The organism is Amycolatopsis echigonensis (assembly GCF_014174495.1).
In the GTDB taxonomy this organism is placed as follows: Bacteria; Actinomycetota; Actinomycetes; order Mycobacteriales; family Pseudonocardiaceae; genus Amycolatopsis; species Amycolatopsis echigonensis.
Map to the genome: position 1 here is coordinate 1 of NZ_JACJHR010000079.1, position 21,527 is coordinate 21,527.

A 21,527-nucleotide genomic window follows, 5' to 3' on the forward strand; every position below is an offset into this window, starting at 1 on the left:
CGGGGGGGGGGGTGGTGCGCTCCGGGGGGGGTGGGGAGGGGGTTGTCCGGGTCCGGGGCGCGGTTCCCGCCGATGGCGTCGGCGGAGGTGGACACGCTGGTCGCGGCGGTGGCGCCGACGTTGCAGCGCTACCTCACCGGCGACATCGACTAGCGCGCTCGTGAGTGGCTATCCCGGTTAGAACCGGGATAGCCACTCACGAGCCACTAGCGCGACAGCAGCAGGAAGAGCAGCGCGAGCGCGCCGGGCAGCACCTGGACGAGCAGGATCCGCTTCGACGAGGTCGCCGCGCCGTAGAGACCGGCCACGATCACGCACGCCAGGCCGTACAGCTTCAGCTGGAAGCCCGCCGGGTCCGCGGCGATGAGGCCCCAGATCAGCGCGGCGGCGAGAAAACCGTTATACAGCCCCTGATTCGCGGCAAGCGTCTTGCTCTCGCGGGCGAATTCCTCGGTGGTGCCGAACGCCGCGCGCGCCCGCGGAGTCGTCCACAAAGCCATTTCCAGCACCACGATGTACAGGTGGATCAGGGCGACGAGCGCGATCAGCACGTTCGCGACGACCGTCATCGTGCGCCTTCCTCGGCGAGCAGCAGCCGTTCGTCGGTGTCGAAGCAGGTGCGCGTGCCCGTGTGGCAAGCCGGACCGGTCTGGTCCACTCGGAGCAACACCGTGTCGCCGTCGCAGTCGATGCGGACTTCGCGCACGTGCTGGACGTGGCCCGAGGTCTCGCCCTTCACCCACAATTCCTGCCTGCTGCGCGACCAATAAGTGCCGCGGCGCGTGGTGAGCGTGGCTTCGAGCGCGTCGTCGTTCATCCAGGCCATCATCAGCACGTCGGACGTCGCGTGGTCCACCACGACGGCCGCGATCAACCCGTCCGCGTTGCGCTTGAGCCGTGCGGAAAGTTCCGGCGAAAGGCTCATCGCACGACCACCCCGCCGGTGCGCAGCGCGCCCTTCACTTCCCCGATCGTCAACTGTCCGAAGTGGAATACGCTCGCCGCGAGCACCGCGTCCGCACCGGCTTCCACGGCGGGAAGGAAGTGCTCGGTCGCGCCCGCGCCGCCGCTGGCGATCACCGGGACCCGGACCGCCTTCCGGACCAGGCCGATCAGTTCGAGGTCGAAGCCGGTTTTGGTGCCGTCCGCGTCCATCGAGTTGAGCAGCACCTCGCCCACGCCGAGTTCCTCGCCGCGCGCGGCCCATTCCACCGCGTCGATGCCGGTGCCGCGCCGGCCGCCGTGCGTGGTGACCTCGAAGCCGGACGCCGTCGGTTCGCTGCCTTCGGGCACGCGCCGCGCGTCCACGGACAGCACGACGCACTGCGCCCCGAACCGGCGCGACGCCTCGCGCAGCAGCTCCGGGCGGGCGATCGCGGCCGTGTTGATGCTCACTTTGTCCGCGCCGGTGCGCAGCAGCCGGTTGACGTCGTCGGTCGAGCGCACGCCGCCGCCGACGGTGAGCGGGATGAAGACCTGTTCGGCGGTGCGGCGGACCACGTCGAAGGTGGTTTCGCGGTCGCCGGAGGACGCGGTGACGTCGAGGAAGGTCAGCTCGTCCGCGCCCTCGGCGTCGTACCGCCGCGCGAGCTCCACCGGGTCGCCCGCGTCGCGCAGGTCGGCGAAGTTGACGCCCTTCACGACCCGGCCCGCGTCGACGTCGAGACAGGGAATCACCCGAACCGCCACAGCCATGCCGCCCAGCCTAGTCGGCCGCTCACTCAAGCCCGCCGCCACGGCTTCGTCACTATTTCGCGGAACCGAAGCATCAAAACCGGGGGCTCGCGCGTCTGATGATCGTGACCACCGGTTTCGACGAGTTCGTGGCGGAACGCCTCGACGGGCTCCTGCGCTACGCGACCGTCCTCGCCGACGACCCGCATCTGGCGCAGGACATCGTGCAGGACGTGCTGCTGCGCGCGCAGCAACGCTGGGCGAAGATCGATTCGCCGCCCACCTACGTCCGCCGGATGATCACCAACGAGTACCTGTCGTGGCGCCGCCGCGCCGCCCGCCGCGTGGTGCCGTCGAACCATTCGGTGCTCGATTCGCTCGGGCCGCCGACCGCCGATCCCAGCACCGCCTACGACGAACGCGACGAAATGCTCGCCTTGCTGGCCACTCTGCCGCGGAAACAGCGCGCCGCGGTCGTCCTGCGCTACTACGAGAACTACACCGACGCCGAAATCGCCGATTTCCTCCGCTGCGGCGTCTCGACCGTGCGCAGCCAGATCTCGCGCGCGCTGGCCACATTGCGCGCCGGAATGCCCTCGTTGCCGTCCGCCCTCACCACCGGAGCAGGAGAATGACCCCCTCGAACGAGACCGAGACGCTGGTGCGCGACAGCCTCGAACGGCTCGCCGAGCGGGCGCCGGACGGCAACGACGTGCTCAATGCGCTCGCCCGCGCCCGGCAACGCCGACGCCGTCCCCGTCTCGCGCTCGTCGCCGCGGCCGCCGCGGTGATCGCGGTCGCCGCCGGGGTGCCGCTGGTGGTCAACACGGTCACCGAAGCGCCCTCGCAGGTCACGCCCGCCGCCGGACGGCCGGTGCTCGCGTACACGCCGGGCTGGCTGCCGGACGGCTTCACCGAGCAGTACCGCTCCGGCGGGCCTGGGAACACCGCGCAGGTGCGGCAGTGGCAGGCCGGCGCGAGCAGGCTGGAACTCGCCGCGCATTCCACGGCGGATCCGGAATGGGCGCAGACCGCGCTGCGCATCTCGGCGTTGAAGGACCAGGTCGTGGTGCACGGGCGGGTCGCCATGGTGACCGGGCCGACCGACACGATCGCCACGCTGACCTGGATGCCGGACGACCACCACGTGCTGACCGCCAAGGTGGAAGGCGTCCCGGACGCACGCGCGGCGGCCGAGCGAGTGGCCGATTCCGTGACCATTGAGCCAGTCCAGGTCCGCGGCGAGGCTCGGTTCGGTCCATTGCCCGCCGGTCTTCGCGAAGAAGCCACGACGGTGCGCGGCAGCAGTTCCGACAACGCGACGACCGTGCTCGACGCCAGCGGCCCGAGCGGCAAGGTGCGCGTGACGATCGGCGGCGGTTCCCCGGCACTCGGCGGATCCGGGCCGGTGCGGGTGCGCGGTCTCCCCGGGGCTTACGTGCCCGCCTCCGGACCGGCCGACGCGCTGGTCGCCGTGCGGCTGTCGTCCGGACGCTGGCTGACCGTTTCCGGCCGGTTGCCGCGCGAACAACTCGTCGCGGTGGCGGACGGGATCGTGCTCGATTCGGCACCGGATTACGCCTGGCTGGGCTCCCGCTGACCACTACCGTGAAGCGATGTCCGAACTGGAGCGTCTCGGAGCACGCTTTCGCGGGTGGCGCACGCCGTCGGGATCTCGTGCCGTTCCTCCTCGCCGGGGCCGGGATTTCCGCGCTCCTCGGGCGGCTCACGGCGCGAAAGGCGGCTCGGCGTTTGCGCGGCACTCGGCCCGCCGACCGCTGCCATGGACTGTGCCGCCGTCTACCGTAGGGCTATGTCCGAACTTGAGCGTCTCGGCGCCGAGAAGTACGTCGTGCTGACCACTTTCCGCCGCGACGGCCGCGCGGTCCCGACCCCGGTGTGGGCTTCCCGCGACGGCGACGAACTGGTGCTGTTCTCGGAACGCAACGCGGGCAAGGTCAAGCGGATCCGCAACAACGGCGAAGTCCGCCTGCAAGCGTGCGACGTCCGCGGCCGCCGGGTGCACGGCGCCGAGGCGAGCGGGACCGCCCGGCTGCTCGCCGCCGCCGAGACCGAGCGCGTTCGCGGGGTGATCGCGCGGGATTACGGCATCGTCGGGCGGGTGACGATGTTCTTCAGCCGGCTCCGCGGCGGGCCGGAGCGGACGATCGGAATCGCGGTCAAGATCGCGGAGTGAGTCACCCGGCCGCGCGGAGCCGGGCGCCCAGCGCGGCCGAATCGTGGTCCGGCCCGCAGCCCTCGGCCAGGATCACGTCGCCCACCAGATGGTCGGTGCGCAGGTGCAGGATCTTGCGGTACTCCGCCGAGTCGTACCACGCCTCGGCGGCGGCGAAGTCGGGGAATTCGATCACGACCGTCGCGCCCGGCCAGGTGCCTTCCAGCACGCGGGTCTGTCCGCCGTGGACCAGGAACCGGCCCCCGAACGGGTCGAGCGTGGCCTGGATGAGCTCGAGGTAGTCGTAGACCTCGGGGTGCACGATTCCGGGCTGGCGCAGGTGGGCGATGGCGTAAGCGGGCATGTCCGGCTCCTCGGGTCGATTTCGTTGCCTGCCCAGCAATCTTGTCCGCTCGGATGCATGCCGTCGATTACCTCGCGGGTAATCGCTCAGCTCCCGTACCGGCCCGTCAGTTCCCTCCCGATACGGGCGAGTTCGGCGCGGACCGGCTCCGGTTCCACCACTTCGACCAGGTCGCCCCACCCCGCCAGCTGTTCCGCGATCGAGCGCACCCAGTGCGCCGCCACCTTGACCGTGACCCGGCCGTCCCGCTCCCCGAGCACCTCGCAGTGCCGCCCGAAACGCGACCGCAGCACGGGCAGATACCGCGCGTCGACCAGCACAGTCGCCGACACGAGCGAACGCCGTTGCTCCATCTCCTCCACGACCCGCGCCCACTGTTCGCGGAGATCGAAGTCGTCCGGCCGTTCGGAAGGCAGGTCCGTGATCTCCGCCGCCGACATCCGGTCGACGCGGAAAGTTCGTTGTCCCGCAGGGGTTCCGGCGAGGAAATACCAGACGCCGTCCTTGTCCGCGAGACCGTACGGATCGACCAACCGGCCTTTGCCGCTGTAGTCGAACCGCACCTTGCGCCGGTGCACCACCGCCTGCTGGAGGGATTGGACGAGTGCGGGCGGCTCGCGATCCCGCTCGCCCCACCTCGCCGGATCGGACACGACGGCTCGCGCGGCGGCTTCGGCGTCGGCTCGGAAGGTCGCGGGCAGCGCACGGACGAGCTTGCGCAACGCGGACGACAGTTCCGGACCGCCGGACGCCGCCGGGCCCAGCATCAAGAACAACGCCTGGGATTCGGCCGCGGTCAGCCCGCTGAGGTCGGTGCGCGCCCCGCCGACGAGCGACCATCCCCCGCCGCGCCCGGGCTGCGGATAAACCGGGATCCCGGCGGACGACAACGCCTCCAGGTCGCGGCGGGCCGTGGCCACGGAGATCTCCAGGTCCTTTGCCAGTTCGGCAGCAGTCACCCGGCCGCGGGCCTGAAGCAGCAGGACGGCGGCGACAAGACGGTCAGCTCGCATGTTTTCGATTCTCCCGCGCAAAGTGCTCAGAAGATGAGCACTTTGACGGAGAAGCTAGTCCTGCCACCGAGCAGACAAGGAATCAGAAATGCTTAAGGGACTCAGCACCGTCACCTTCTACTCCCCCGACTTCGAGGCGGCGAAGCGCTGGTACACCGACCTTCTCGGCGTCGCGCCGTACCTGGACACCCCGGCGTATATGGAGTGGCGCATCGGCGACTACCAGCACGAATTCGGCATCGTGCACAGCTCGTATGCCACCAGCGAGCTCTCCCGGACCGCCGACCTGGCCACCGTGGGGCAGCCCGCGGGCGCGGTCGTGTTCTGGCACGTCGAGGACGTCCCCGCGACGCTGGAGCGCGTTGTCGCGATGGGCGCGAAGGTCCACGACGCCCCGCGCGACCGCGGGACCGGATTCATCACCGCGTCGGTGATCGACCCGTGGGGCAACATCCTCGGCCTGATGTACAACCCGCACTACGTGTCGGTCCGGGAAACGCTGGTGCAGGCATGATGATCTTCGCCGACACCGCGTCGTGGCGGGACTGGCTGGCCGAGCACCACGACTCCGCCACCGAGATCTGGGTAGTGCTGGCGAAGACAGGCGCGCCCGGCCTCACCTACGAGCACGCATTGCAAGAAGCGCTCTGCTACGGCTGGATCGACGGTCTGACCCGCCGTCGCGACAGCTCGACCTACATCCAGCGGTACACGCCAAGACGGCCGAAAAGCCCTTGGTCACCGCGAAATCTCGCCCGGGCCGAACTGCTCCGGCAACAAGGACGGATGCACCCGGCCGGGCAGCTCGCGCTCGACCGGGCCGCGGTTCCGGCGTGAATTCCGTTTCCCGCCAACGATTCCCGCGATCAGCGGACCGCGGCGAGGGCCTCCGGCAGCGTGAAAGCGCCCGCGTACAGCGCCTTCCCCACGATCGAACCCTCGACACCGTCCGACGCCAGCGCGGCCAGCGCGCGCAGGTCGTCCACACTGGACACTCCGCCGGAGGCGATCACCGGCGCGTCGGTGCGGGCGGTGACCTCGCGCAGCAGGTCCAGGTTCGGGCCGCGCAGCGTGCCGTCCTTGCTCACGTCCGTGACGACGTACCGGCTGGCCCCGTCGCGGTCGAGCCGCTCCAGGACCTCCCACAGGTCGCCGCCGTCGGACGTCCAGCCGCGAGCGGACAGCCGGTGCCCGGCCTCGGTGATCCGCACGTCGAGGCCGATCGCGACGCGGTCGCCGTACTCCGAGACGACCTTCGCCGTCCAGTCCGGGTCCTCGAGCGCCGCGGTGCCGAGGTTGACCCGGCGCGCGCCGGTGGCGAGCGCCGCCTCGAGCGACGCGTCGTCGCGGATGCCGCCGGACAGCTCCACCTGCACGTCGAGCCGCTTGACGACGTCGGCGAGCAGCTCGCGGTTGCTGCCCTTGCCGAACGCGGCGTCGAGGTCCACGAGATGGATCCACTCGGCGCCGTCGCGCTGCCACTGCAGCGCCGCCTCGAGCGGACTGCCGTAGGAGGTCTCGGTGCCCGCCTCGCCCTGGACGAGTCGGACCGCCTGGCCGTCGGCAACATCAACTGCGGGAAGGAGCGTGAAAGTCACGCGCACAGACTAAGCGGCCGCCTCGCGCCCCCTGTCCGGGGGATATGCGCTCGGTCCGACGGCAGCGGCGACTCAGGCGGCCGGTCCGTGGCGACGACGTGAGCAGCAGCACATCCGCCAGGCCGATCCGGGCGGAACTCCCGCTACGCCAGCGTGCCGAGCCAGTTGCGCAGCAGCTGCGCCCCGGCGTCGCCGGACTTCTCCGGGTGGAACTGGGTCGCCCACAGCGGCCCGTTCTCGACCGCGGCGACGAAGTCCTCGCCGTGGTTCGCCCAGGTCACCTTGGGCTGCTGACCGGCGAGGCCGGAGTCCAGTTCCCACTTCCGCGCCGCGTACGAGTGCACGAAATAGAACCGTTCCTCCGGGTCGATCCCGGCGAACAGCCGCGAATCGGCGGGCGCGCGGACGGTGTTCCAGCCCATGTGCGGGAGCACGTCGGCGTGCAGGCGCTCGACGGTGCCCGGCCATTCCCCGGTGCCCTCGGTCTCCTCGCCGTGCTCGACGCCGCGCGAGAACAGGATCTGCATGCCGACGCAGATGCCCAGCACCGGACGTCCGCCGGCCAGCCGTTTGCCGATGATCCGGTGCCCGTGCACGCCCAGCAGCCCGCTCATGCACGCCGAGAACGCGCCGACGCCGGGCACCACGAGGCCGTCGGCTTCGAGCGCGGCATGCGGGTCGGCGGTGACCTCCACCTCGGCGCCCGCGCGCGCGACGGCGCGCTCGGCGGAGCGGAGGTTTCCGGAGCCGTAATCGAGGATCACCACACGAGACACACCCCGAGCCTAGTCCCCCGGAGAATTTCGTCCCGAGCCCGTTTCGTTCTCGCCCCGAACGGGTACCCACAGCGCTATGTGCGGGCGCAGTCGGCGCCCCCGGACCCGGAAAGAGGACGAAATGTCCGAGTCCGATCTGCTGTGCCGGATGTTCCAAGCGTGGCGGGAAGACATCGACAGCGTGCCGTTCCCGGAGTTCAGGGAGCTCACCATCCCGCTGCAGAAGACCCGGGCGGAGATCGACCTCGCCCGCCGGTCGACCGCGCGCACGGCGAACCCCGTGCGGCGCGCCGACAGCGGCTGGTGAGCCCGGGCGGTTGCCCGCTGCCGGGATTCCCCCTTATCCGGTGAAGAATTCCTTGAGCGACAACGCGATCGAACCCGCGTCGAGCCCGTGCACGAGATCGTGGTCGGCGCGCGTGCCGTAGATCCGCACCTCGGCGTCCCGGCGGGTGCCGAGGTTCAGCAGCCGGTGCGGCCGGTCCGCGAGGGCGTCGGCGACGCAATGCGCGGAAGTTCCCCTGAGATACGGCTCCACCAGCGCCACATCAGCCACGTCCCGCACCGCGGCCCGCAGTCCCTCGGCGTCGAACGGGCGCACCGTCGAGGTGTAGAGCACCGTCACGTCCATGCCCTCGGTCGCCTGCAGCACCCGGTCCAGCATCGGCCCGACCGCGATCACCACGCCGCGCGTGCCCTGCCGGATCGTCTGGAGCCCGACGCCCAAATGCGGGACGGAATTCGCCTGTGCGGACAGGCGCAGATACGTCCGGCTGTCCCCGGGCACCGAATCGAGCAGCAGCCGCCGCGCCTCCTCGGGATGGCCGGGAACGTGCACGTACCAGCCGGGCAGGGAATCGATCAGCGCGACGTCCCCGGGTGCCTGATGCGTGCGGCCCTCCATCGGCATGTCGTAGGAAGCGCCGTACGACACCAGCACCGCGCCGAGTTCCTGGTGGCTGAGGTCCAGCTTGATCTGTTCGAACGCGCGCTCCACGAGGAAGGCGTTGAAGGTGTGCACGATCGGCCGCAGCCCGGCGAGCGCGAGCCCGGCGCCGGTGCTCACGAGCAGCTGCTCGCGGATCCCGACGTTGATCACCCGGTCCGGATGCCGTCGCGCGGCCGCGGCGAGCGACGCGGCCGAGATGTCGGCGAGGACGATCGCCACGTCCGGGTCGGTGTTGACGATTTCTTCGGCGGTGGCCAGGAAGGTTTCCCGCATGTTCGGCATCAGTGCGCGCCTTTCGGTTCCACGACGGCGACAACCGCGAGCGGCCGTCCGGGATGAGGGGCGGTGAACGCGTCGTACAGCGCTTCGTGGTCGCGGCCGGAGACCGTGCGCACGGCCCAGCCTTCGATTTCGAAGCGGCGCGCGATGCCGCCGGGCCAGCCGTGCGTCGAGGACTGGTTGTCCACGACGACCGTGGTCAGCTTGTCGAGCCCGAGCCGCGCGGCGACGACGATCGCCTCGTGGTTGGAGCCCTCGTCGAGTTCGGCGTCGCCGACCAGCGTGACGATGCGCGAACTGAACCGGCGGGCGCGCAGGCCGAGCGGGGTGCCGACGGCGATCGGCAAGCCGTGTCCGAGCGAGCCGCTGGAGATTTCGACGCCGGGCGCGCGGACGCGGTCCGGATGATGGCCGAGCCGCGAACGCGCCGAACTCCAGTCGGCGAGTTCGTTCTCGTCCAGCCAGCCCTTCGCGACGAGCACCGCGTAGTACGCCATCGGCCCGTGGCCCTTGGACAGCAGGAACCGGTCGCGCCCAGGGCGGCGGGCGGTTTCCGGGCCGAGGTCGAGGACGCGGTCGAACAGCACCCACAGGACGTCCACTGTGGACTCGGCGGCCGCGTGGTGTTTGTCGTCGCCGGTCATCAAGGAGATCAGCCGGGGCAACTCCGCGTAGCCCGGCTCTGAAGTCGTCGTGGTCATGATCCGACCATGCAACCTCGACCAAACTGAAGGTCAAGCGCTAACCTGAAGCAATGACGAGGTTGGCGGACAAGCTGAGCATCGGCCAGGTCGCGGAACGCAGCGGAGTTCCGCACACGGCATTGCGGTTCTACGAGGAGCGCGGCCTGATCACGTCCGAGCGCTCGGCGGGCAACCAGCGCCGCTACGCGCGTTCGGTGCTGCGGCGGATCGCGTTCATCCGCGCCGCGCAACGGGTCGGGCTGTCGCTGGAAGACATCAGTGCCGCACTGGAGACGCTCCCCGCCGACCACGCGCCGACGAAGGCCGACTGGGCCCGGCTGTCACGCGAATGGCAGACCGAACTCGACGCCCGGATCGACGCGCTGCAGCGGCTGCGGGACCGGCTGACCGGCTGTGTCGGCTGCGGATGCCTGTCGCTGCGCAGCTGCGGCCTGTACAACGCGGACGACGAACTCGCCCGGTTCGGGCCCGGAGCCAGCAAGCTCCGCCCGGTTCTGGAGGGCGGGATCTGAATTCCGTTGCGCGCCAGTGCTTCGGTGTGGGTTACTACGGGCAGCGATGAACGAGAACGATCGAACCCGGGTATCCAAACGGCTCTCCCGGCATCTGCGCCACGACCCGGGCGGACTCGGCCTGACCCTCTCCCCCGGCGGCTGGGTCCCGGTCGCTGAACTGCTCGCGGCACTGGCCCGGAACAGGTTTCCGGTGAGCCGGGCGGAGCTGGACGAGGTCGTCGCGAATTGCGCCAAACAGCGGTTCGCCTTCGACGAAACGGGGACGCTGATCCGCGCCAGCCAGGGGCACAGCGTCCGGGTGGACCTGGAACTGTCGGACGCGGTGCCGCCGGAAATCCTCTTCCACGGCACGGCGACGCGGTTCCTGCCGTCGATCTGGGCGGAGGGATTGCGGCCGATGAAACGGCACGCGGTGCATTTGTCCGCGACCCGGGAAACGGCGTGGAAGGTTGGCGCGCGGCATGGCAAACCGGTGGTGCTGACAGTGGCTTCTGGGGAAATGGCCGCGCGTGGGCACGTGTTTCAGGTGAGCGACAACGGGGTGTGGCTTACTTCGGCGGTTCCGGCGGAGTTTCTGACGGTGCCCGCGTAGCGCATACTGAATCAGTCACGCCGAAGGAGATGGTCATGCCCGATTACACAATCGTCCAGTGCAGCGAAGGCCACTATTTCTCCACGATCTGGCTCCCGTTGGTGTCGGTCAAGGCGATCCGGCTCGGCGACCGCCGGCTGCAGAGATGCCCGGTGTGCCGCCGTTTCCGCAGTGTCGTCCGGGTTTCCGCGGATCAGCTCACCACCGAGGAACGGCGCGCGGCCGAAGCGCGGAAGGACTCCCGGTTGCCGTAATCAGCCGCGCCGGAAGGACGTTTCCGTCGTTTTCACCCTGTTTCTGCGACGCGGCACAGGATTTCTCCGTGCGGGATCGCGAACCAGCCGTCCGGGTCGGCGGCCCACGCGCGCCACGCGTCGGAGATCCCCTGCAGGTCTTCGGCGGACGCGTGCCCGCCTGCCACGGCCTGCTCGGCGATTTTGGAATTCAGGATCCGATCCGCCCACATGCCGCCCCACCACGCGCGTTCCTCCGGCGTGGAATGACACCAGATGGAGGCGCTCGGCGTGACGTCGCGAGCACCGGCGGCATGCGCCCAGGCCAGCAACCGCCGTCCGGCGTCCGGCTCGGAGCCGTTGGCGTGCGCGACCGCGCGGTACACCTCCAGCCAGCGGTCCAGTCGCGAGTCCGCCGGCCACCAGAACGCCGCGGCGTAGTCGGTGTCGCGGGCGGCGACAACGCCACCGGGCTGGGCCAGCGTCAGCATGCGCCGCAGCGCTTCCACCGGTTCGGTCAGGTGCACCAGCACCTGGTGCGCGTGCACGACGTCGAATCGGCCCACCGGTGGCGCCGCGGTGATGTCGGCGCGCTCGAACCGGACGTTGGCCACCCCTTCCCTCCGCGCGTGCGCCCGTGCCTGCTCCAGAACGGCTTCCGACACGTCGATGCCGACGACCTCGCCCGGGGCCACCCGGCGGGCGAGGTCCACCGTGATCGTCCCGGGTCCGCAGCCGACGTCGAGCACACTGCGCCCGGGAAGCAGTTCCGGTGCGAGATAGGCGGCCGAATTGTCGACGGTGCGCCAAACCTGAGACCGCACAACGCTTTCCGCGTGCCCCTGCCCGTAAGCGCTTTCCGAAGACATAGTTCGAGGCTAAGAGAATGTTCCCAAATACTGCAACAGAGTTCTCGCCAAGTGAAAATCTAGGGGGTGGTCAGCAAACCCGGCGACGCGGCCTGCCGAGCAGCCGCCTGCCCACCCCGATCAGCTCCTGGCGCAGGGTCTCGTCGTCCACCTCGGCCAGATCGGGCGACCCGCCCGCCATCGCGATGCCGGTGAACGCCACGATCGCCGCGACACGGCCGGTCACATCCGGCTCCGGCCCGGCCACGATCGTGATCAGCGCCTGCTTGACCCCTTCGACGCCGTGCCTCGATTTCGCGAGCGCGGCGTCGATGCCCGGGTCGCTGGAGAACAGCGCGACCAGCACGCGGTGCCGCACCACGAGATCGACGAAACCGTCCAGCAGATGGTCCACGCGCGCACCGTGCCGCCGGTGCTTCGCGGCCTCGACGACCAGTTCGTCCAGTTCCCGGATGCCCGGCTCCGCGACTGCCTCGGTGATCTCCGCCTTCGTCTTGAAGTGGTAGTACACCGCGGCCTTGGTGACGCCCAGCTCGTCGGCGATCATCTGCAGCGACGTGCCCTCCACGCCGTGCTCCGCGAACAGCCGCAGCGCAGTGGCGAGCAGCCTGGTCCGCGTGTCCGCGACCGGTTCGACGGTCGTCATCGCGCCCTCCTCGTCAAGCGGAGTGCGCTGCTCCGCAGCACGTCATGGTACTAGCCGCATAACTAGCCCGACACTTGCCGTGCGGCTAGTCACATCCTAGCCGATCGGCTTGGAAGATCCTTGCCGAACGGCTAGCTTCGAAAGGGCGATTCCAGTGCGGAGAGCCCGCTTCGGGCGCGAAACGGAGACGACTCGTGGCACCCTTTCTGTACCGGCTCGGCAGGCTGTCGTTCCGCCGCCGGGCCCTCGTGGCGGCGGTCTGGGCGCTTGTCCTCGCGGCATTGGGCGCGGGCGCGCTCACGCTGTCGGGCAAGCTGTCCGATTCGGTGACCATTCCCGGCACCGAATCCCAGCAGGCGATCGACCGGCTGGCCGAGCACTTCCCGCAGGCCGCGGCGGGCGGCGGCACCGCGCGCGTGGCGATCGCCGCGCCGGACGGGCAGAAGGTCACCGATCCGGCGGGCCGGGCGGCCGTCGAGTCCGTGGTGGGCAAGCTGAAGTCCGCGCCGAAGGTGGCCGCGGTCGTCGACCCGTTCCAGGCGAAATCGGTCTCCCCCGACGGCGGGGTCGCGCTCGCGCAGGTGAGCTACCAGGTCAAGGGCTTCGAGCTGTCCGATTCCGACCGCGCGGCGCTGCTCGCCACCGGCGACCACGCGAAGCAGCTGGGCTATCAGGTCGAGTACGGCGGCGACGCGGTGCAGGGCATTCCGGCGACCGGGGCCACCGAAGGGCTCGGCGTCGCGGTCGCGGCGGTCGTGCTCATCATTACTTTCGGCTCGCTGCTGGCGGCCGGCATCCCGTTGCTCACCGCGTTGATCGGGGTCGGCGTCGGGATGGCGGGCATCATGCTGGCGTCGGGTTCGCTGGAGCTGAACTCCAACACCCCGGTGCTGGCGTTGATGATCGGGCTCGCGGTGGGCATCGACTACGCGCTCTTCATCGTCTCCCGTTACCGGCACGAACTAGCCGAGGGCCGCGAGCCGGAGGAAGCCGCCGGTCGGGCGGTGGGCACGGCAGGCTCCGCCGTGGTGTTCGCCGGACTGACCGTGATCATCGCGCTCGCCGGACTGACTGTGGTCGGCATTCCGTTCCTCGGCCAGATGGGCATCGCCGCCGCGGCGACGGTCGTGATCGCCGTGCTGATCGCGCTGACGTTGCTGCCCGCGGTGCTCGGCTTCGCCGGCGCCCGCGTCGCCAGCACCAAGATCCGGGTGCGCCGCCGCACCGAAGGCCCGTCGCACGGTGAACGCTGGGCGCGTTTCGTTGCGCGGCACCGGGTTCCGGTCTTGCTGACCGCGCTCGTCGGACTGGCCGTGGTCGCGATTCCGGCGCTGAGCATGCAGCTCGGCCTGCCCAACGACTCGACTGCCGCGCCGGACACCACCCAGCGCAAGGCGTACGACCTGGTCAGCAAGGGCTTCGGCGAGGGCGCGAACGGACCGCTGCTGGTCGTCGTCGACACCGGCCCGAACCACAACCCGGCCGCCTTGAAGCAGGCCGCCGCCGACATCGGCAAGCTGCCGGACGTCGCCGCGGTGACGCCGCCGAAGGTCAACCCGGCCGGGGACACCGCGCTGCTCACGGTGATCCCGAAGAGCGGCCCGAGCAGCACGCAGACCGAGGACCTCGTGTCCGCGATCCGCGCGCAATCCGCGCCGCTGGCCGAAAACACCGGCGGCAGCCTCGCGGTGACCGGCCAGACCGCGGCCAACATCGACGTGTCCCAGAAGCTGTCCGATGCGATGCTGCCCTATCTTGCGCTGATCGTCGGGCTGGCGTTCTTGTTGCTGATGCTGGTGTTCCGGTCGGTCGTGGTGCCGCTGAAGGCGACACTGGGCTTCCTCGGCTCGGTGGTCGCGACGTTCGGCGCGGTGGTCGCGGTGTTCCAGTGGGGCTGGCTCACCGATCTGCTCGGCGTCGCCTCGACCGGCCCGATCATGAGCATGCTGCCGATCCTGCTGATCGGCGTCCTGTTCGGGCTCGCGATGGACTACCAGGTGTTCCTGGTGACCCGGATGCGCGAGGAGCACGTGCACGGAGCCGAACCGCAGGAGGCGATGGTGACCGGGTTCCGGCACGGGTCGCGGGTCGTCGTGGCGGCCGCGCTGATCATGATCTCGGTGTTCGCCGGGTTCGTGCTGGCCGAATCGACGCTGATCCAGTCGATCGGGTTCGCGCTGGCCTTCGGTGTGCTGGTGGACGCGTTCGTGATCCGGATGACCATCGTGCCCGCGGTGATGTCGCTGCTCGGCCGCGGCGCGTGGTGGCTGCCGAAGTGGCTCGACCGGATCCTGCCGAACGTGGACGTCGAGGGCGAGGGCCTCGTCCGCGAACTCGGCGCCCCCGGCGACGACGAACGCGAACTGACGCGGGTCTGACTTCTGCCGGTTTTTGTCGGTGGTGGTTCGTATCGTGGTCTCATCAGCGAACCGAGGGGGCTTGATGATCGAGGACACGGTACGGACCTGGGTAGCGGGATGGGCGTTGTCGCGGCAGACGCCGCCGCCGTTCGAGAAGCCATGGGGCCTTTTCGTCGAGGTGCCGGGCAAACCCGCGGAAGCGGGCAGGCACGTCCTTCCGGAGGCTGAGGAATCGCTGGTCCGCGCCGCCGCCGGTGCGGTCAGCGAACCTCGGACGTGGCTCAAGGCGCCCGCCGAACCGGAGACTGTCGAGCCGTGGATTCCGGACGGCTGGGTGGTCGCCCGGGACCACACCGGACATCTGATGGCGACGGATCTGCTCGCGACGAACCCGGTCGCGCCCGACGGCTACACCGTGACGGTCGAGGTCAGCGGAGCCGTCACGTTCCTCCGGGTCCTGGACGCGGCGGGCTCGCCGGCGGCGAAGGGCCAGATGGCGCAGGTCGGCGACGCGGTGATCGTGGACCAGGTGATGACCGAGGAAGCCCACCGGCGACGCGGACTGGGCGGGTTCGTGATGCGCTCGCTCGCCGACCGCGCGGTCGAGAACGGTGCGGTGCTCGGTGTTCTCGGAGCTACAGATGCTGGGCGGGCGCTGTACGAGACGTTGGGGTGGAAGAAGCACGCGACGCTGGCGGCGTGCATCTATCAGCCGCTGGAGGTTTAGCCGGGGGACGGCGCGCGTGGGGTGTGGGGGCCCGCGGCAGGTGTGTGGAGCTGCGCGGTGGTCGCGGGGAGGCTGCGTTAGCTGCGCGGAGCCGTGCGCTCATCGCCGGGAGGACGCGTTAGCTGCGCGGAGCCGTGCGCTCATCGCCGGGAGGACGCGTTAGCTGCGTGGAGCCGTTCAGCCACCGGGAGGGCGCGTTCGCTGCCTGGAACACGACTCAGCCACCGGGACGGCGCGTTAGCTGTGCGGAACCCTGTGTCAGCCATAGGGCTGCTGCGTCGGCGCGCGGAGCCGTGCGTCAATCGCCGGAAAGGCGCGCCAACTGCGCGGAACACGCGTCAGTCATCGGAAGGTCCGGACTCGGCGAGGGAAAGCGTGCGTCAAGTGCGAGGAGGCAGGCGATGGTCAGCTGACGAGCCAGGCGATGGCCCCGCCGATCGCCAGCACTGCCGCGATGCCCAGCACCACAGCGAAGAACTTCGCGGTCTTCCACAGCGAGTAGACCCCGCCGGCCAGGAAGCCGCCGAGGGCCAGCAGCAGGACCGCGATCAGTTCTTTGCTCACAGGGGTTAGCGTGCCACATGGCTTTCACCGTGACGGTACTGGGCAGTGCGACGCCGTACCCGCGCCCGGACGCGCCCTGCTCCGGGTACCTGGTGCGCCACGAGGACACCGCGATCTGGCTCGACGCCGGACCGGGAACCCTCGCTGCCCTGCAGGAACACGTCTCGCCCGCCGACCTGGACGCGATCTGGATCTCGCATCTGCACGCGGACCACGTCGCGGACCTGTTACCGACGGTGTACGCACTGTTGTTCGCGGACCTGCGACTGCGACGGCCGATCCCGCTGTACGGCCCACCCGGCACGGCGGCGCGGATCTCCGCGTTCCTCAGCAACACCGGCCGCGCGCCGATCGAGGAGGTGTTCGCTGTTCGAGAGCTGCACGACGGACACCGAACCCGAGTCGGCGAGCTGCGCCTGGAGACAGTGGCCGTGTCGCACGGGTTCCCGGCGTTCGGGGTGCGGATCACCGACGGGGCGCGGACTTTCGCGTACTCCGGGGACACCGGGCCCTGCTCGGCGCTGTCGGCCTTGGCGGAAGGAACGGACCTGTTCCTGTGCGAGGCCGACAGCATCGAGCCGTCCGCGGAACATCTGACTCCGGCCGAAGCGGGCCACGCCGCCGCCGGAGCGGCGAGGCTGGTGCTCACGCACGTCGGCCACACGATCACGGCCCGCGACGCGGTTCGCCTTGCTGCCGAACACTTCCCCGGCCCGGTGGCATATGCCGCGCCGCGCATCGTTTTTCGCGTATGAACCGGACTGCACCGGGCCGAAGCCCTCGAAGACCTGCTCGCCACCCGGTGGAGCTGCCGCGCCTGCCAGGACCGCCGGGTGCCGAAGATCTCCCGCGGCCAGGTTTCCTGCGGAACTCTTGCCGATCCGCGGGCGGTCTCGATTCGTGCTCTCCCAAAGCCTTCAGCAGGCCCCCGGGCCGGGTGTTCCCCTGCCACGGCGGCGAACAGCACTCGCACCGAGTATGCACCGCGGAAAAGGCGTCCCTTCAACGCATCCGGCAAGGGGCCAGCAGCGCCGGTATCGCGATGTCGAAGGCCCGCGAGGGAACCCCCAGGACTCTGATTCCCTCGCGGACTTCCGCCGCCAGCGGACCGAAAGACCCCACCGAGGGTGAGCTTTACAGCACGCCCTTCGTGGACGGAATCCCGCCCGCCCGCGGGTCCGGCTCCGTAGCCGCCCGCAGGGCCCGGGCCACGGCCTTGTACTGCGCTTCCGCGATGTGGTGCGGGTCGCGGCCGTGGATGACCCGGACGTGCAGCGCGATCTGCGCGTGGAACGCCAGCGAGTCGAAGACGTGCCGGGTCAGGACGAACGGGTAGTTGTTGCCGATCGTGAAAGTATCGAACTGCTCCGGCTCTCCCACGTGCACGCAGTACGGGCGGCCGGAGACGTCGATCGCCGCGTGGGCGAGCGTTTCGTCCATCGGGATCCACGCGTCGCCGAAGCGGCGGATTCCGCTCTTGTCCCCGAGGGCCTGACGCAGCGCCTGGCCGAGCACGATCGCGGTGTCCTCGACGGTGTGGTGGGCGTCGATGTGGACGTCGCCGGTCGCTTCGACCTTCAGGTCCAGCGAGCCGTGCACGCCGAACGCGGTGAGCATGTGGTCGTAGAACGGCACGCCGGTGGCGATCTCCACCTGCCCGGTCCCGTCGAGGTCCAGCTGGACCAGGATGGACGATTCCTTGGTGGTGCGCTCCACCTTGCCGACGCGGCTCATCGCTTGATTTCCTTACTCGCCTCGAGGAAGGCGTCGTTCTCCTCCGGGGTGCCGATGGTCACCCGCAGGTGCCCTTCGATGCCCACGTCCCGGATCAGCACGCCGTGGTCCAAATAGGACTGCCAGCTGGCCGGCGCGTCGCTGAACTGTCCGAAGAGGACGAAGTTGGCGTCGCTCGGCACCGGGGTGAATCCCAAGCCCAGCAAGGCTTCCACGACGCGGTCGCGTTCGGCGGAGAGCCGGTGCACCGACGCGAGGGTGGCGTCGGCGTGCCGGAGGGCGGCTCGGGCGGCCGCCTGGGTGACCTTGGAAAGGTGGTACGGCAGCCGGACGAGCTGCAGTGCATCCACCATCGCCGGTGCGGCGGCGAGGTAGCCCAGCCGTCCGCCGGCGAAGGCGAACGCCTTGCTCATCGTGCGCGACACGATCAGTTTCGCCGGGTACTCCGCGATCAGCTCGATCGCGCTGGCCTGCGACGAGAACTCCGCGTACGCCTCGTCCACCACGACGATCCCCGGGGCTGCGTCGAGCACGCCGCGCAGCTGGTCCAGCGGGATCGACCCGCCGGTGGGGTTGTTCGGGCTGGTCACGAACACGACGTCCGGCTTCCGCTCGGCGACCGCTTCGGCCGCGCGCGCGGTGTCGAGCGAGAAGTCCGCGCGGCGCGGCACCGGCAGCCAGTCGGTGCGCGTGCCGGTCGCGATGATCGGGTGCATCGAGTACGACGGTTCGAAGCCCAGCGCGGTGCGGCCTGGACCACCGAACGCCTGCAGGATCTGCTGCAGGATCTCGTTCGACCCGTTCGCCGCCCAGACGTTCGCCTCGGACAGCACGACCCGCGTGGACACGGTGAGGTAGTCCGCCAGGTCGGTGCGCAGCGCCAGCGCGTCGCGGTCCGGGTACCGGTGCAGCGACGCGGCTTCGGCACGCACGGCCTCGGCGACGTCGGCGACCAGTTCGGGCGGCGGCGGGTACGGGTTTTCGTTGGTGTTGAGCCGGATCGGGACGTCCAGCTGCGGCGCGCCGTACGGGGTGCGGCCCCGCAGGTCGTCGCGCAGCGGGAGGTCGGCGAGGGTGACCTCGCCGCCGGGGGTGGCTTCGTTCATCGGCCGTCTCCTTCGAAACGCGCGGTGACGGCTTCGCCGTGCGCGGGCAGGTCTTCGGCGTCCGCGAGCGCGACGACGCGGGGGGCGACCTCGCGCAGGGCGTCCTCGGAGTAGTCCACGACGTGGATCCCCTTCAGGAAGCTCTGCACCGACAGCCCCGAGGAGTGCCGGGCGAACCCGCCGGTGGGCAGCACGTGATTCGAGCCCGCGCAGTAGTCGCCCAGCGACACCGGGGCGTACGCGCCGACGAAAATCGCCCCGGCGTTGCGCACCCGCGCGGCCACCTCGCGGGCGTTCGCGGTCTGGATTTCGAGGTGCTCGGCGGCATACGCGTCCACCACGCGCAGTCCGTCGTCCACAGTGGACACCAGGATGATGCCGGACTGCTTGCCGCCCAGCGCCTGGCCGACCCGCTCGGAGTGCTTCGTCGCGGGGACGCGGGCAGCCAGCTCGGCCTCGACCGCGTCGGCCAATTCCTCGGACGTGGTCACCAGGACGCTCGCGGCCAGCGGGTCGTGCTCGGCCTGGCTGATCAGGTCGGCGGCGACGTGCGCCGGGTCGGCCGTCTCGTCGGCGAGGATCGCGATCTCGGTCGGACCGGCTTCGGAGTCGATCCCGATCACGCCGCGGACCAGGCGCTTGGCCGCGGTGAGGAAGATGTTGCCCGGCCCGGTGACGATGTCCACCGGGGCCAGCTCGGCGCCGTCGGTGTCGACGCCGCCGTACGCGACCAGCGCGACCGCCTGCGCGCCGCCGACCGCCCAGACCTCGTCCACGCCGAGCAGCGCGGCCGCGGCCAGGATCGTCGGGTGCGGCCGGCCGCCGAACGCGGCCTGCGGCGGCGAGCACACGACCAGCGAGCGCACGCCGGCCAGCTGCGCCGGGACGACGTTCATCACCACGGTCGACGGGTACACCGCCAGCCCGCCCGGCGCGTACAGGCCGACGCGGTCGACCGGCACCCAGCGTTCGCTGACCGTGCCGCCGGGGACGACCTGCGTCGTGACGTCCTGGCGGCGCTGGTCCGCGTGCACCTTGCGTGCGCGCTTGATGGACTCCTCCAGAGCGGCGCGGACCTGCGGGTCCAGCTCGGACAGCGCCTTGGCCAGCTCCTCGGCAGGCACCCGGACCGTCTCCGGGCGCACCTTGTCGAACCGCTCGGTGAACTCGAGGACCGCCTCGACCCCGCGGTCGCGCACCGCCTCGACGACCGGCCGGACCTGATGCAGCGCCGCGTCCACGTCGTACTCGGCGCGCGGAAGCGCGGCACGGAGCTCGGCAGCGGAGGGGACCTGCCCGCGCAGGTCGGTGCGGTTCAACATGGACACCAGGGTACGAGGTGGCCCGCGCGCTCCCGGCAGGGATACTCGATGCCGACCCGCTGTCCCCGGACCAGGGAGGCTCGTGTGCCCCGGATCGCGTTGTGCCAGCTCAACTCGGGCGACGACCCGGAAGAAAACCTGAAAACGGTTCGCTCCGGCGTGGAGGCCGCGGCGGCCGCCGGAGCGCGGGTGGTGGTCTTCCCGGAGGCGACGATGGCCCGGTTCGGCCGCCCGCTCGCCCCGGTGGCGCAGCAGCTGGACGGCCCGTGGGCGTCGGCGGTGGCCTCGATCGCCTCGGAGCACGACGTGCTGGTGATCGCCGGGATGTTCACGCCCGCCGACAACGGGCGCGTGCGCAACACGCTGCTGATCACCGGGCTGGGACAGCATCGGGGCTACGACAAGATCCACCTGTACGACGCGTTCGGGTTCGCCGAGTCGGACACCGTCGCGCCGGGGTCGGAGGTCGTGACGTTCTCCGCGGAGGGGACGGTGTTCGGCGTCGCCACCTGCTACGACCTGCGGTTCCCGGAGCTGTTCCGGCGGCTGGCCGACGACGGCGCGGACGTGGTGGCGGTCCCGGCGTCGTGGGGCGCGGGCGCCGGGAAGCGGGAGCAGTGGGAAGTCCTGGTCCGGGCCCGCGCGCTGGACTCGGGATGCTGGGTGGCGGCGTGCGGACAGGCCGATCCGGCGGCGACCGGGGTGGAGGTCAACCCGAAGGCGCCGACGGGGATCGGATATTCCCTGGTGGCGGACGGTTTCGGCCGCGTGGAGGCGCAGGCTGGGGCCGGACCGGAGATGCTCGTGGTGGACGTGGAGCCGGAGGTGGCCGGGAAGGCCCGGACGGCTACTGGGGCGCTGGCCAACCGCCGACTGTAGAGCCCCCGCCACCGACCGGGAACGCTGAGCGGCAGGAGAAGAAATGACCGGCCCCGGCATGATCACGGTCGCCAGCCCCTGGTCCGTCGAAGCGACCGTCGACCGGCTGGAGGCCGCGCTCACCGGCGTGGGCCTGCTCGTGTTCGCCCGGATCGACCACGCGGGCAACGCGGCTCGGGCCGGGATGGAACTCCGGCCGACCGAACTGCTGATCTTCGGCCATCCGAAGGGCGGCACCCCGCTCATGCGGGACCGCCAGACCAGCGGTCTCGATCTTCCGGTCAAGGCCCTCGCCTGGCAGGACGAAACAGGCCGAACCTGGCTGACCTACAACGACGCGAGGTGGTTCGCCGACCGGCACGGGCTCGGCGCCGGAAGCGAGCAGGCGCTCGAAGCCATCGAGTCGGGTCTGGCCCGTCTCGTCGAGCAGGCAGTGGCTCCCTAGCG

The 21,527-nt window shown here is 70.4% G+C and carries 30 protein-coding genes; 15 read left to right on the forward strand and 15 right to left on the reverse strand.

Features of this window, described 5'->3' with window-relative positions; all coding sequences use genetic code 11:
- The first annotated feature begins 42 nt into the window (after positions 1 to 42).
- Complete coding sequence (locus tag H5411_RS36750) at positions 43 to 153, forward strand: TetR/AcrR family transcriptional regulator (protein WP_376772272.1); 111 nt, start codon at positions 43 to 45, stop codon at positions 151 to 153.
- Between the two features lie 53 nt (positions 154 to 206).
- Here the strand turns inward: H5411_RS36750 and H5411_RS36755 are convergent, their stop codons facing one another.
- From H5411_RS36755 to hisF, 3 genes are read right to left on the reverse strand one after another with little or no spacing between them, the layout of a single operon-like run.
- Complete coding sequence (locus H5411_RS36755) at positions 207 to 569, reverse strand: DUF1304 domain-containing protein (protein WP_101434929.1); 363 nt, start codon at positions 567 to 569, stop codon at positions 207 to 209.
- A complete protein-coding gene (gene hisI / locus H5411_RS36760; protein WP_101434930.1) occupies positions 566 to 925 on the reverse strand; it encodes a phosphoribosyl-AMP cyclohydrolase in 360 nt (119 codons plus the stop codon). The genes H5411_RS36755 and hisI overlap by 4 nt, the downstream gene beginning before the upstream one ends.
- Positions 922 to 1,695 carry an imidazole glycerol phosphate synthase subunit HisF gene (gene hisF / locus H5411_RS36765; RefSeq protein ID WP_101434931.1) on the reverse strand — a complete coding sequence of 258 codons (774 nt, stop codon included), beginning with the start codon at positions 1,693 to 1,695 and terminating at the stop codon, positions 922 to 924. The genes hisI and hisF overlap by 4 nt, the downstream gene beginning before the upstream one ends.
- A 98-nt stretch (positions 1,696 to 1,793) precedes the next feature.
- Here hisF and H5411_RS36770 point away from each other — a divergent pair, with 98 nt between their 5' ends.
- The 3 genes from H5411_RS36770 to H5411_RS36780 all read left to right on the forward strand — a co-directional run bounded on the left by H5411_RS36770 (position 1,794) and on the right by H5411_RS36780 (position 3,871).
- Positions 1,794 to 2,309, forward strand: a complete 516-nt coding sequence (locus H5411_RS36770; RefSeq protein ID WP_101434932.1) for a SigE family RNA polymerase sigma factor — start codon at positions 1,794 to 1,796, stop codon at positions 2,307 to 2,309.
- The gene (locus tag H5411_RS36775; RefSeq protein ID WP_101434933.1) at positions 2,306 to 3,274 is read left to right on the forward strand and encodes a hypothetical protein; all 969 of its coding nucleotides are present in this window, start codon (positions 2,306 to 2,308) and stop codon (positions 3,272 to 3,274) included. Before H5411_RS36770 ends, H5411_RS36775 begins: the two co-directional genes overlap by 4 nt.
- Before the next feature lie 213 nt (positions 3,275 to 3,487).
- A complete protein-coding gene (locus H5411_RS36780; protein WP_101434934.1) occupies positions 3,488 to 3,871 on the forward strand; it encodes a PPOX class F420-dependent oxidoreductase in 384 nt (127 codons plus the stop codon).
- A 1-nt stretch (position 3,872) separates the two neighbouring features.
- On the opposite strand, the gene H5411_RS36785 is transcribed toward H5411_RS36780, so the two are convergent.
- Both H5411_RS36785 and H5411_RS36790 read right to left on the reverse strand, forming a co-directional pair.
- The gene (locus H5411_RS36785) at positions 3,873 to 4,214 is read right to left on the reverse strand and encodes a DUF1330 domain-containing protein (RefSeq protein WP_101434935.1); all 342 of its coding nucleotides are present in this window, start codon (positions 4,212 to 4,214) and stop codon (positions 3,873 to 3,875) included.
- Between the two features lie 86 nt (positions 4,215 to 4,300).
- Positions 4,301 to 5,227, reverse strand: a complete 927-nt coding sequence (locus tag H5411_RS36790; RefSeq protein ID WP_101434936.1) for a helix-turn-helix transcriptional regulator — start codon at positions 5,225 to 5,227, stop codon at positions 4,301 to 4,303.
- An 88-nt stretch (positions 5,228 to 5,315) separates the two neighbouring features.
- Here H5411_RS36790 and H5411_RS36795 point away from each other — a divergent pair, with 88 nt between their 5' ends.
- Both H5411_RS36795 and H5411_RS36800 read left to right on the forward strand, forming a co-directional pair.
- Positions 5,316 to 5,741, forward strand: coding sequence for a VOC family protein (locus H5411_RS36795; protein WP_101434937.1), 426 nt, complete (start codon positions 5,316 to 5,318; stop codon positions 5,739 to 5,741).
- Positions 5,738 to 6,064, forward strand: coding sequence for a YdeI/OmpD-associated family protein (locus H5411_RS36800; RefSeq protein WP_101434938.1), 327 nt, complete (start codon positions 5,738 to 5,740; stop codon positions 6,062 to 6,064). The genes H5411_RS36795 and H5411_RS36800 overlap by 4 nt, the downstream gene beginning before the upstream one ends.
- A 29-nt stretch (positions 6,065 to 6,093) precedes the next feature.
- Here the strand turns inward: H5411_RS36800 and priA are convergent, their stop codons facing one another.
- Entirely contained in the window at positions 6,094 to 6,825 is a 732-nt protein-coding gene (gene priA / locus H5411_RS36805; protein ID WP_009074946.1) for a bifunctional 1-(5-phosphoribosyl)-5-((5-phosphoribosylamino)methylideneamino)imidazole-4-carboxamide isomerase/phosphoribosylanthranilate isomerase PriA, read from the reverse strand.
- 143 nt (positions 6,826 to 6,968) lie between these two features.
- Entirely contained in the window at positions 6,969 to 7,592 is a 624-nt protein-coding gene (hisH, locus tag H5411_RS36810; protein WP_101434939.1) for an imidazole glycerol phosphate synthase subunit HisH, read from the reverse strand.
- A gap of 130 nt (positions 7,593 to 7,722) precedes the next feature.
- On the opposite strand from hisH, the gene H5411_RS36815 reads away from it, so the two are divergent.
- Positions 7,723 to 7,908 carry a hypothetical protein gene (locus H5411_RS36815; protein WP_101434940.1) on the forward strand — a complete coding sequence of 62 codons (186 nt, stop codon included), beginning with the start codon at positions 7,723 to 7,725 and terminating at the stop codon, positions 7,906 to 7,908.
- Between the two features lie 33 nt (positions 7,909 to 7,941).
- Here H5411_RS36815 and H5411_RS36820 read toward each other — a convergent pair whose 3' ends face one another.
- On the reverse strand, positions 7,942 to 8,832 hold the full coding sequence (locus H5411_RS36820) for a transketolase family protein (protein ID WP_183126458.1): 891 nt from the start codon (positions 8,830 to 8,832) through the stop codon (positions 7,942 to 7,944).
- Positions 8,832 to 9,530, reverse strand: coding sequence for a thiamine pyrophosphate-dependent enzyme (locus H5411_RS36825; RefSeq protein WP_183126459.1), 699 nt, complete (start codon positions 9,528 to 9,530; stop codon positions 8,832 to 8,834). Before H5411_RS36825 ends, H5411_RS36820 begins: the two co-directional genes overlap by 1 nt.
- A gap of 53 nt (positions 9,531 to 9,583) precedes the next feature.
- Here H5411_RS36825 and soxR point away from each other — a divergent pair, with 53 nt between their 5' ends.
- From soxR to H5411_RS36840, 3 genes are read left to right on the forward strand one after another with little or no spacing between them, the layout of a single operon-like run.
- On the forward strand, positions 9,584 to 10,045 hold the full coding sequence (gene soxR / locus H5411_RS36830; protein WP_037713059.1) for a redox-sensitive transcriptional activator SoxR: 462 nt from the start codon (positions 9,584 to 9,586) through the stop codon (positions 10,043 to 10,045).
- A gap of 46 nt (positions 10,046 to 10,091) precedes the next feature.
- Positions 10,092 to 10,640, forward strand: a complete 549-nt coding sequence (locus tag H5411_RS36835; protein WP_183126460.1) for an RNA 2'-phosphotransferase — start codon at positions 10,092 to 10,094, stop codon at positions 10,638 to 10,640.
- A gap of 35 nt (positions 10,641 to 10,675) precedes the next feature.
- Positions 10,676 to 10,894, forward strand: coding sequence for a hypothetical protein (locus H5411_RS36840; RefSeq protein WP_183126461.1), 219 nt, complete (start codon positions 10,676 to 10,678; stop codon positions 10,892 to 10,894).
- Positions 10,895 to 10,926: 32 nt separating this feature from the next.
- On the opposite strand, the gene H5411_RS36845 is transcribed toward H5411_RS36840, so the two are convergent.
- The gene (locus tag H5411_RS36845) at positions 10,927 to 11,742 is read right to left on the reverse strand and encodes a class I SAM-dependent methyltransferase (protein ID WP_183126462.1); all 816 of its coding nucleotides are present in this window, start codon (positions 11,740 to 11,742) and stop codon (positions 10,927 to 10,929) included.
- A gap of 70 nt (positions 11,743 to 11,812) precedes the next feature.
- A complete protein-coding gene (locus H5411_RS36850; RefSeq protein ID WP_183126463.1) occupies positions 11,813 to 12,388 on the reverse strand; it encodes a TetR/AcrR family transcriptional regulator in 576 nt (191 codons plus the stop codon).
- 194 nt (positions 12,389 to 12,582) lie between these two features.
- On the opposite strand from H5411_RS36850, the gene H5411_RS36855 reads away from it, so the two are divergent.
- Both H5411_RS36855 and H5411_RS36860 read left to right on the forward strand, forming a co-directional pair.
- Positions 12,583 to 14,766, forward strand: coding sequence for an MMPL family transporter (locus H5411_RS36855; protein WP_101434947.1), 2,184 nt, complete (start codon positions 12,583 to 12,585; stop codon positions 14,764 to 14,766).
- A gap of 64 nt (positions 14,767 to 14,830) precedes the next feature.
- Complete coding sequence (locus H5411_RS36860) at positions 14,831 to 15,475, forward strand: GNAT family N-acetyltransferase (protein WP_101434948.1); 645 nt, start codon at positions 14,831 to 14,833, stop codon at positions 15,473 to 15,475.
- Positions 15,476 to 15,880: 405 nt separating this feature from the next.
- On the opposite strand, the gene H5411_RS36865 is transcribed toward H5411_RS36860, so the two are convergent.
- On the reverse strand, positions 15,881 to 16,039 hold the full coding sequence (locus H5411_RS36865) for a hypothetical protein (protein WP_162836028.1): 159 nt from the start codon (positions 16,037 to 16,039) through the stop codon (positions 15,881 to 15,883).
- 17 nt (positions 16,040 to 16,056) lie between these two features.
- On the opposite strand from H5411_RS36865, the gene H5411_RS36870 reads away from it, so the two are divergent.
- Positions 16,057 to 16,794: an MBL fold metallo-hydrolase gene (locus tag H5411_RS36870; RefSeq protein WP_101434949.1), complete on the forward strand. Its 738-nt coding sequence runs from the start codon at positions 16,057 to 16,059 to the stop codon at positions 16,792 to 16,794.
- 379 nt (positions 16,795 to 17,173) lie between these two features.
- On the opposite strand, the gene hisB is transcribed toward H5411_RS36870, so the two are convergent.
- Genes hisB through hisD form a run of 3 tightly spaced genes read right to left on the reverse strand, consistent with a single transcriptional unit; the run spans position 17,174 to position 20,201 of the window.
- The gene (gene hisB / locus H5411_RS36875; RefSeq protein ID WP_101434950.1) at positions 17,174 to 17,773 is read right to left on the reverse strand and encodes an imidazoleglycerol-phosphate dehydratase HisB; all 600 of its coding nucleotides are present in this window, start codon (positions 17,771 to 17,773) and stop codon (positions 17,174 to 17,176) included.
- On the reverse strand, positions 17,770 to 18,879 hold the full coding sequence (locus H5411_RS36880; RefSeq protein ID WP_183126464.1) for a histidinol-phosphate transaminase: 1,110 nt from the start codon (positions 18,877 to 18,879) through the stop codon (positions 17,770 to 17,772). Before H5411_RS36880 ends, hisB begins: the two co-directional genes overlap by 4 nt.
- Entirely contained in the window at positions 18,876 to 20,201 is a 1,326-nt protein-coding gene (hisD, locus tag H5411_RS36885) for a histidinol dehydrogenase (RefSeq protein WP_101434952.1), read from the reverse strand. The genes H5411_RS36880 and hisD overlap by 4 nt, the downstream gene beginning before the upstream one ends.
- An 84-nt stretch (positions 20,202 to 20,285) precedes the next feature.
- Here hisD and H5411_RS36890 point away from each other — a divergent pair, with 84 nt between their 5' ends.
- Positions 20,286 to 21,080, forward strand: coding sequence for a carbon-nitrogen hydrolase family protein (locus tag H5411_RS36890; RefSeq protein WP_183126465.1), 795 nt, complete (start codon positions 20,286 to 20,288; stop codon positions 21,078 to 21,080).
- A 43-nt stretch (positions 21,081 to 21,123) separates the two neighbouring features.
- The gene (locus H5411_RS36895) at positions 21,124 to 21,525 is read left to right on the forward strand and encodes a DUF302 domain-containing protein (RefSeq protein ID WP_183126466.1); all 402 of its coding nucleotides are present in this window, start codon (positions 21,124 to 21,126) and stop codon (positions 21,523 to 21,525) included.
- Positions 21,526 to 21,527: the final 2 nt, after the last annotated feature.

What these genes read in the sequence shown, in the direction of transcription:
- H5411_RS36755 (WP_101434929.1), bottom strand. Translation starts at nt 569, where the DNA reads ATGACGGTCGTCGCGAACGTGCTGATCGCGCTCGTCGCCCTGATCCAC.
- hisI (WP_101434930.1), bottom strand. Translation starts at nt 925, where the DNA reads ATGAGCCTTTCGCCGGAACTTTCCGCACGGCTCAAGCGCAACGCGGAC.
- hisF (WP_101434931.1), bottom strand. Translation starts at nt 1,695, where the DNA reads ATGGCTGTGGCGGTTCGGGTGATTCCCTGTCTCGACGTCGACGCGGGC.
- H5411_RS36770 (WP_101434932.1), top strand. Translation starts at nt 1,794, where the DNA reads ATGATCGTGACCACCGGTTTCGACGAGTTCGTGGCGGAACGCCTCGAC.
- H5411_RS36775 (WP_101434933.1), top strand. Translation starts at nt 2,306, where the DNA reads ATGACCCCCTCGAACGAGACCGAGACGCTGGTGCGCGACAGCCTCGAA.
- H5411_RS36780 (WP_101434934.1), top strand. Translation starts at nt 3,488, where the DNA reads ATGTCCGAACTTGAGCGTCTCGGCGCCGAGAAGTACGTCGTGCTGACC.
- H5411_RS36785 (WP_101434935.1), bottom strand. Translation starts at nt 4,214, where the DNA reads ATGCCCGCTTACGCCATCGCCCACCTGCGCCAGCCCGGAATCGTGCAC.
- H5411_RS36790 (WP_101434936.1), bottom strand. Translation starts at nt 5,227, where the DNA reads ATGCGAGCTGACCGTCTTGTCGCCGCCGTCCTGCTGCTTCAGGCCCGC.
- H5411_RS36795 (WP_101434937.1), top strand. Translation starts at nt 5,316, where the DNA reads ATGCTTAAGGGACTCAGCACCGTCACCTTCTACTCCCCCGACTTCGAG.
- H5411_RS36800 (WP_101434938.1), top strand. Translation starts at nt 5,738, where the DNA reads ATGATGATCTTCGCCGACACCGCGTCGTGGCGGGACTGGCTGGCCGAG.
- H5411_RS36815 (WP_101434940.1), top strand. Translation starts at nt 7,723, where the DNA reads ATGTCCGAGTCCGATCTGCTGTGCCGGATGTTCCAAGCGTGGCGGGAA.
- H5411_RS36820 (WP_183126458.1), bottom strand. Translation starts at nt 8,832, where the DNA reads ATGCCGAACATGCGGGAAACCTTCCTGGCCACCGCCGAAGAAATCGTC.
- H5411_RS36825 (WP_183126459.1), bottom strand. Translation starts at nt 9,530, where the DNA reads ATGACCACGACGACTTCAGAGCCGGGCTACGCGGAGTTGCCCCGGCTG.
- soxR (WP_037713059.1), top strand. Translation starts at nt 9,584, where the DNA reads ATGACGAGGTTGGCGGACAAGCTGAGCATCGGCCAGGTCGCGGAACGC.
- H5411_RS36835 (WP_183126460.1), top strand. Translation starts at nt 10,092, where the DNA reads ATGAACGAGAACGATCGAACCCGGGTATCCAAACGGCTCTCCCGGCAT.
- H5411_RS36840 (WP_183126461.1), top strand. Translation starts at nt 10,676, where the DNA reads ATGCCCGATTACACAATCGTCCAGTGCAGCGAAGGCCACTATTTCTCC.
- H5411_RS36845 (WP_183126462.1), bottom strand. Translation starts at nt 11,742, where the DNA reads ATGTCTTCGGAAAGCGCTTACGGGCAGGGGCACGCGGAAAGCGTTGTG.
- H5411_RS36850 (WP_183126463.1), bottom strand. Translation starts at nt 12,388, where the DNA reads ATGACGACCGTCGAACCGGTCGCGGACACGCGGACCAGGCTGCTCGCC.
- H5411_RS36860 (WP_101434948.1), top strand. Translation starts at nt 14,831, where the DNA reads ATGATCGAGGACACGGTACGGACCTGGGTAGCGGGATGGGCGTTGTCG.
- H5411_RS36870 (WP_101434949.1), top strand. Translation starts at nt 16,057, where the DNA reads ATGGCTTTCACCGTGACGGTACTGGGCAGTGCGACGCCGTACCCGCGC.
- hisB (WP_101434950.1), bottom strand. Translation starts at nt 17,773, where the DNA reads ATGAGCCGCGTCGGCAAGGTGGAGCGCACCACCAAGGAATCGTCCATC.
- H5411_RS36880 (WP_183126464.1), bottom strand. Translation starts at nt 18,879, where the DNA reads ATGAACGAAGCCACCCCCGGCGGCGAGGTCACCCTCGCCGACCTCCCG.
- hisD (WP_101434952.1), bottom strand. Translation starts at nt 20,201, where the DNA reads ATGTTGAACCGCACCGACCTGCGCGGGCAGGTCCCCTCCGCTGCCGAG.
- H5411_RS36895 (WP_183126466.1), top strand. Translation starts at nt 21,124, where the DNA reads ATGACCGGCCCCGGCATGATCACGGTCGCCAGCCCCTGGTCCGTCGAA.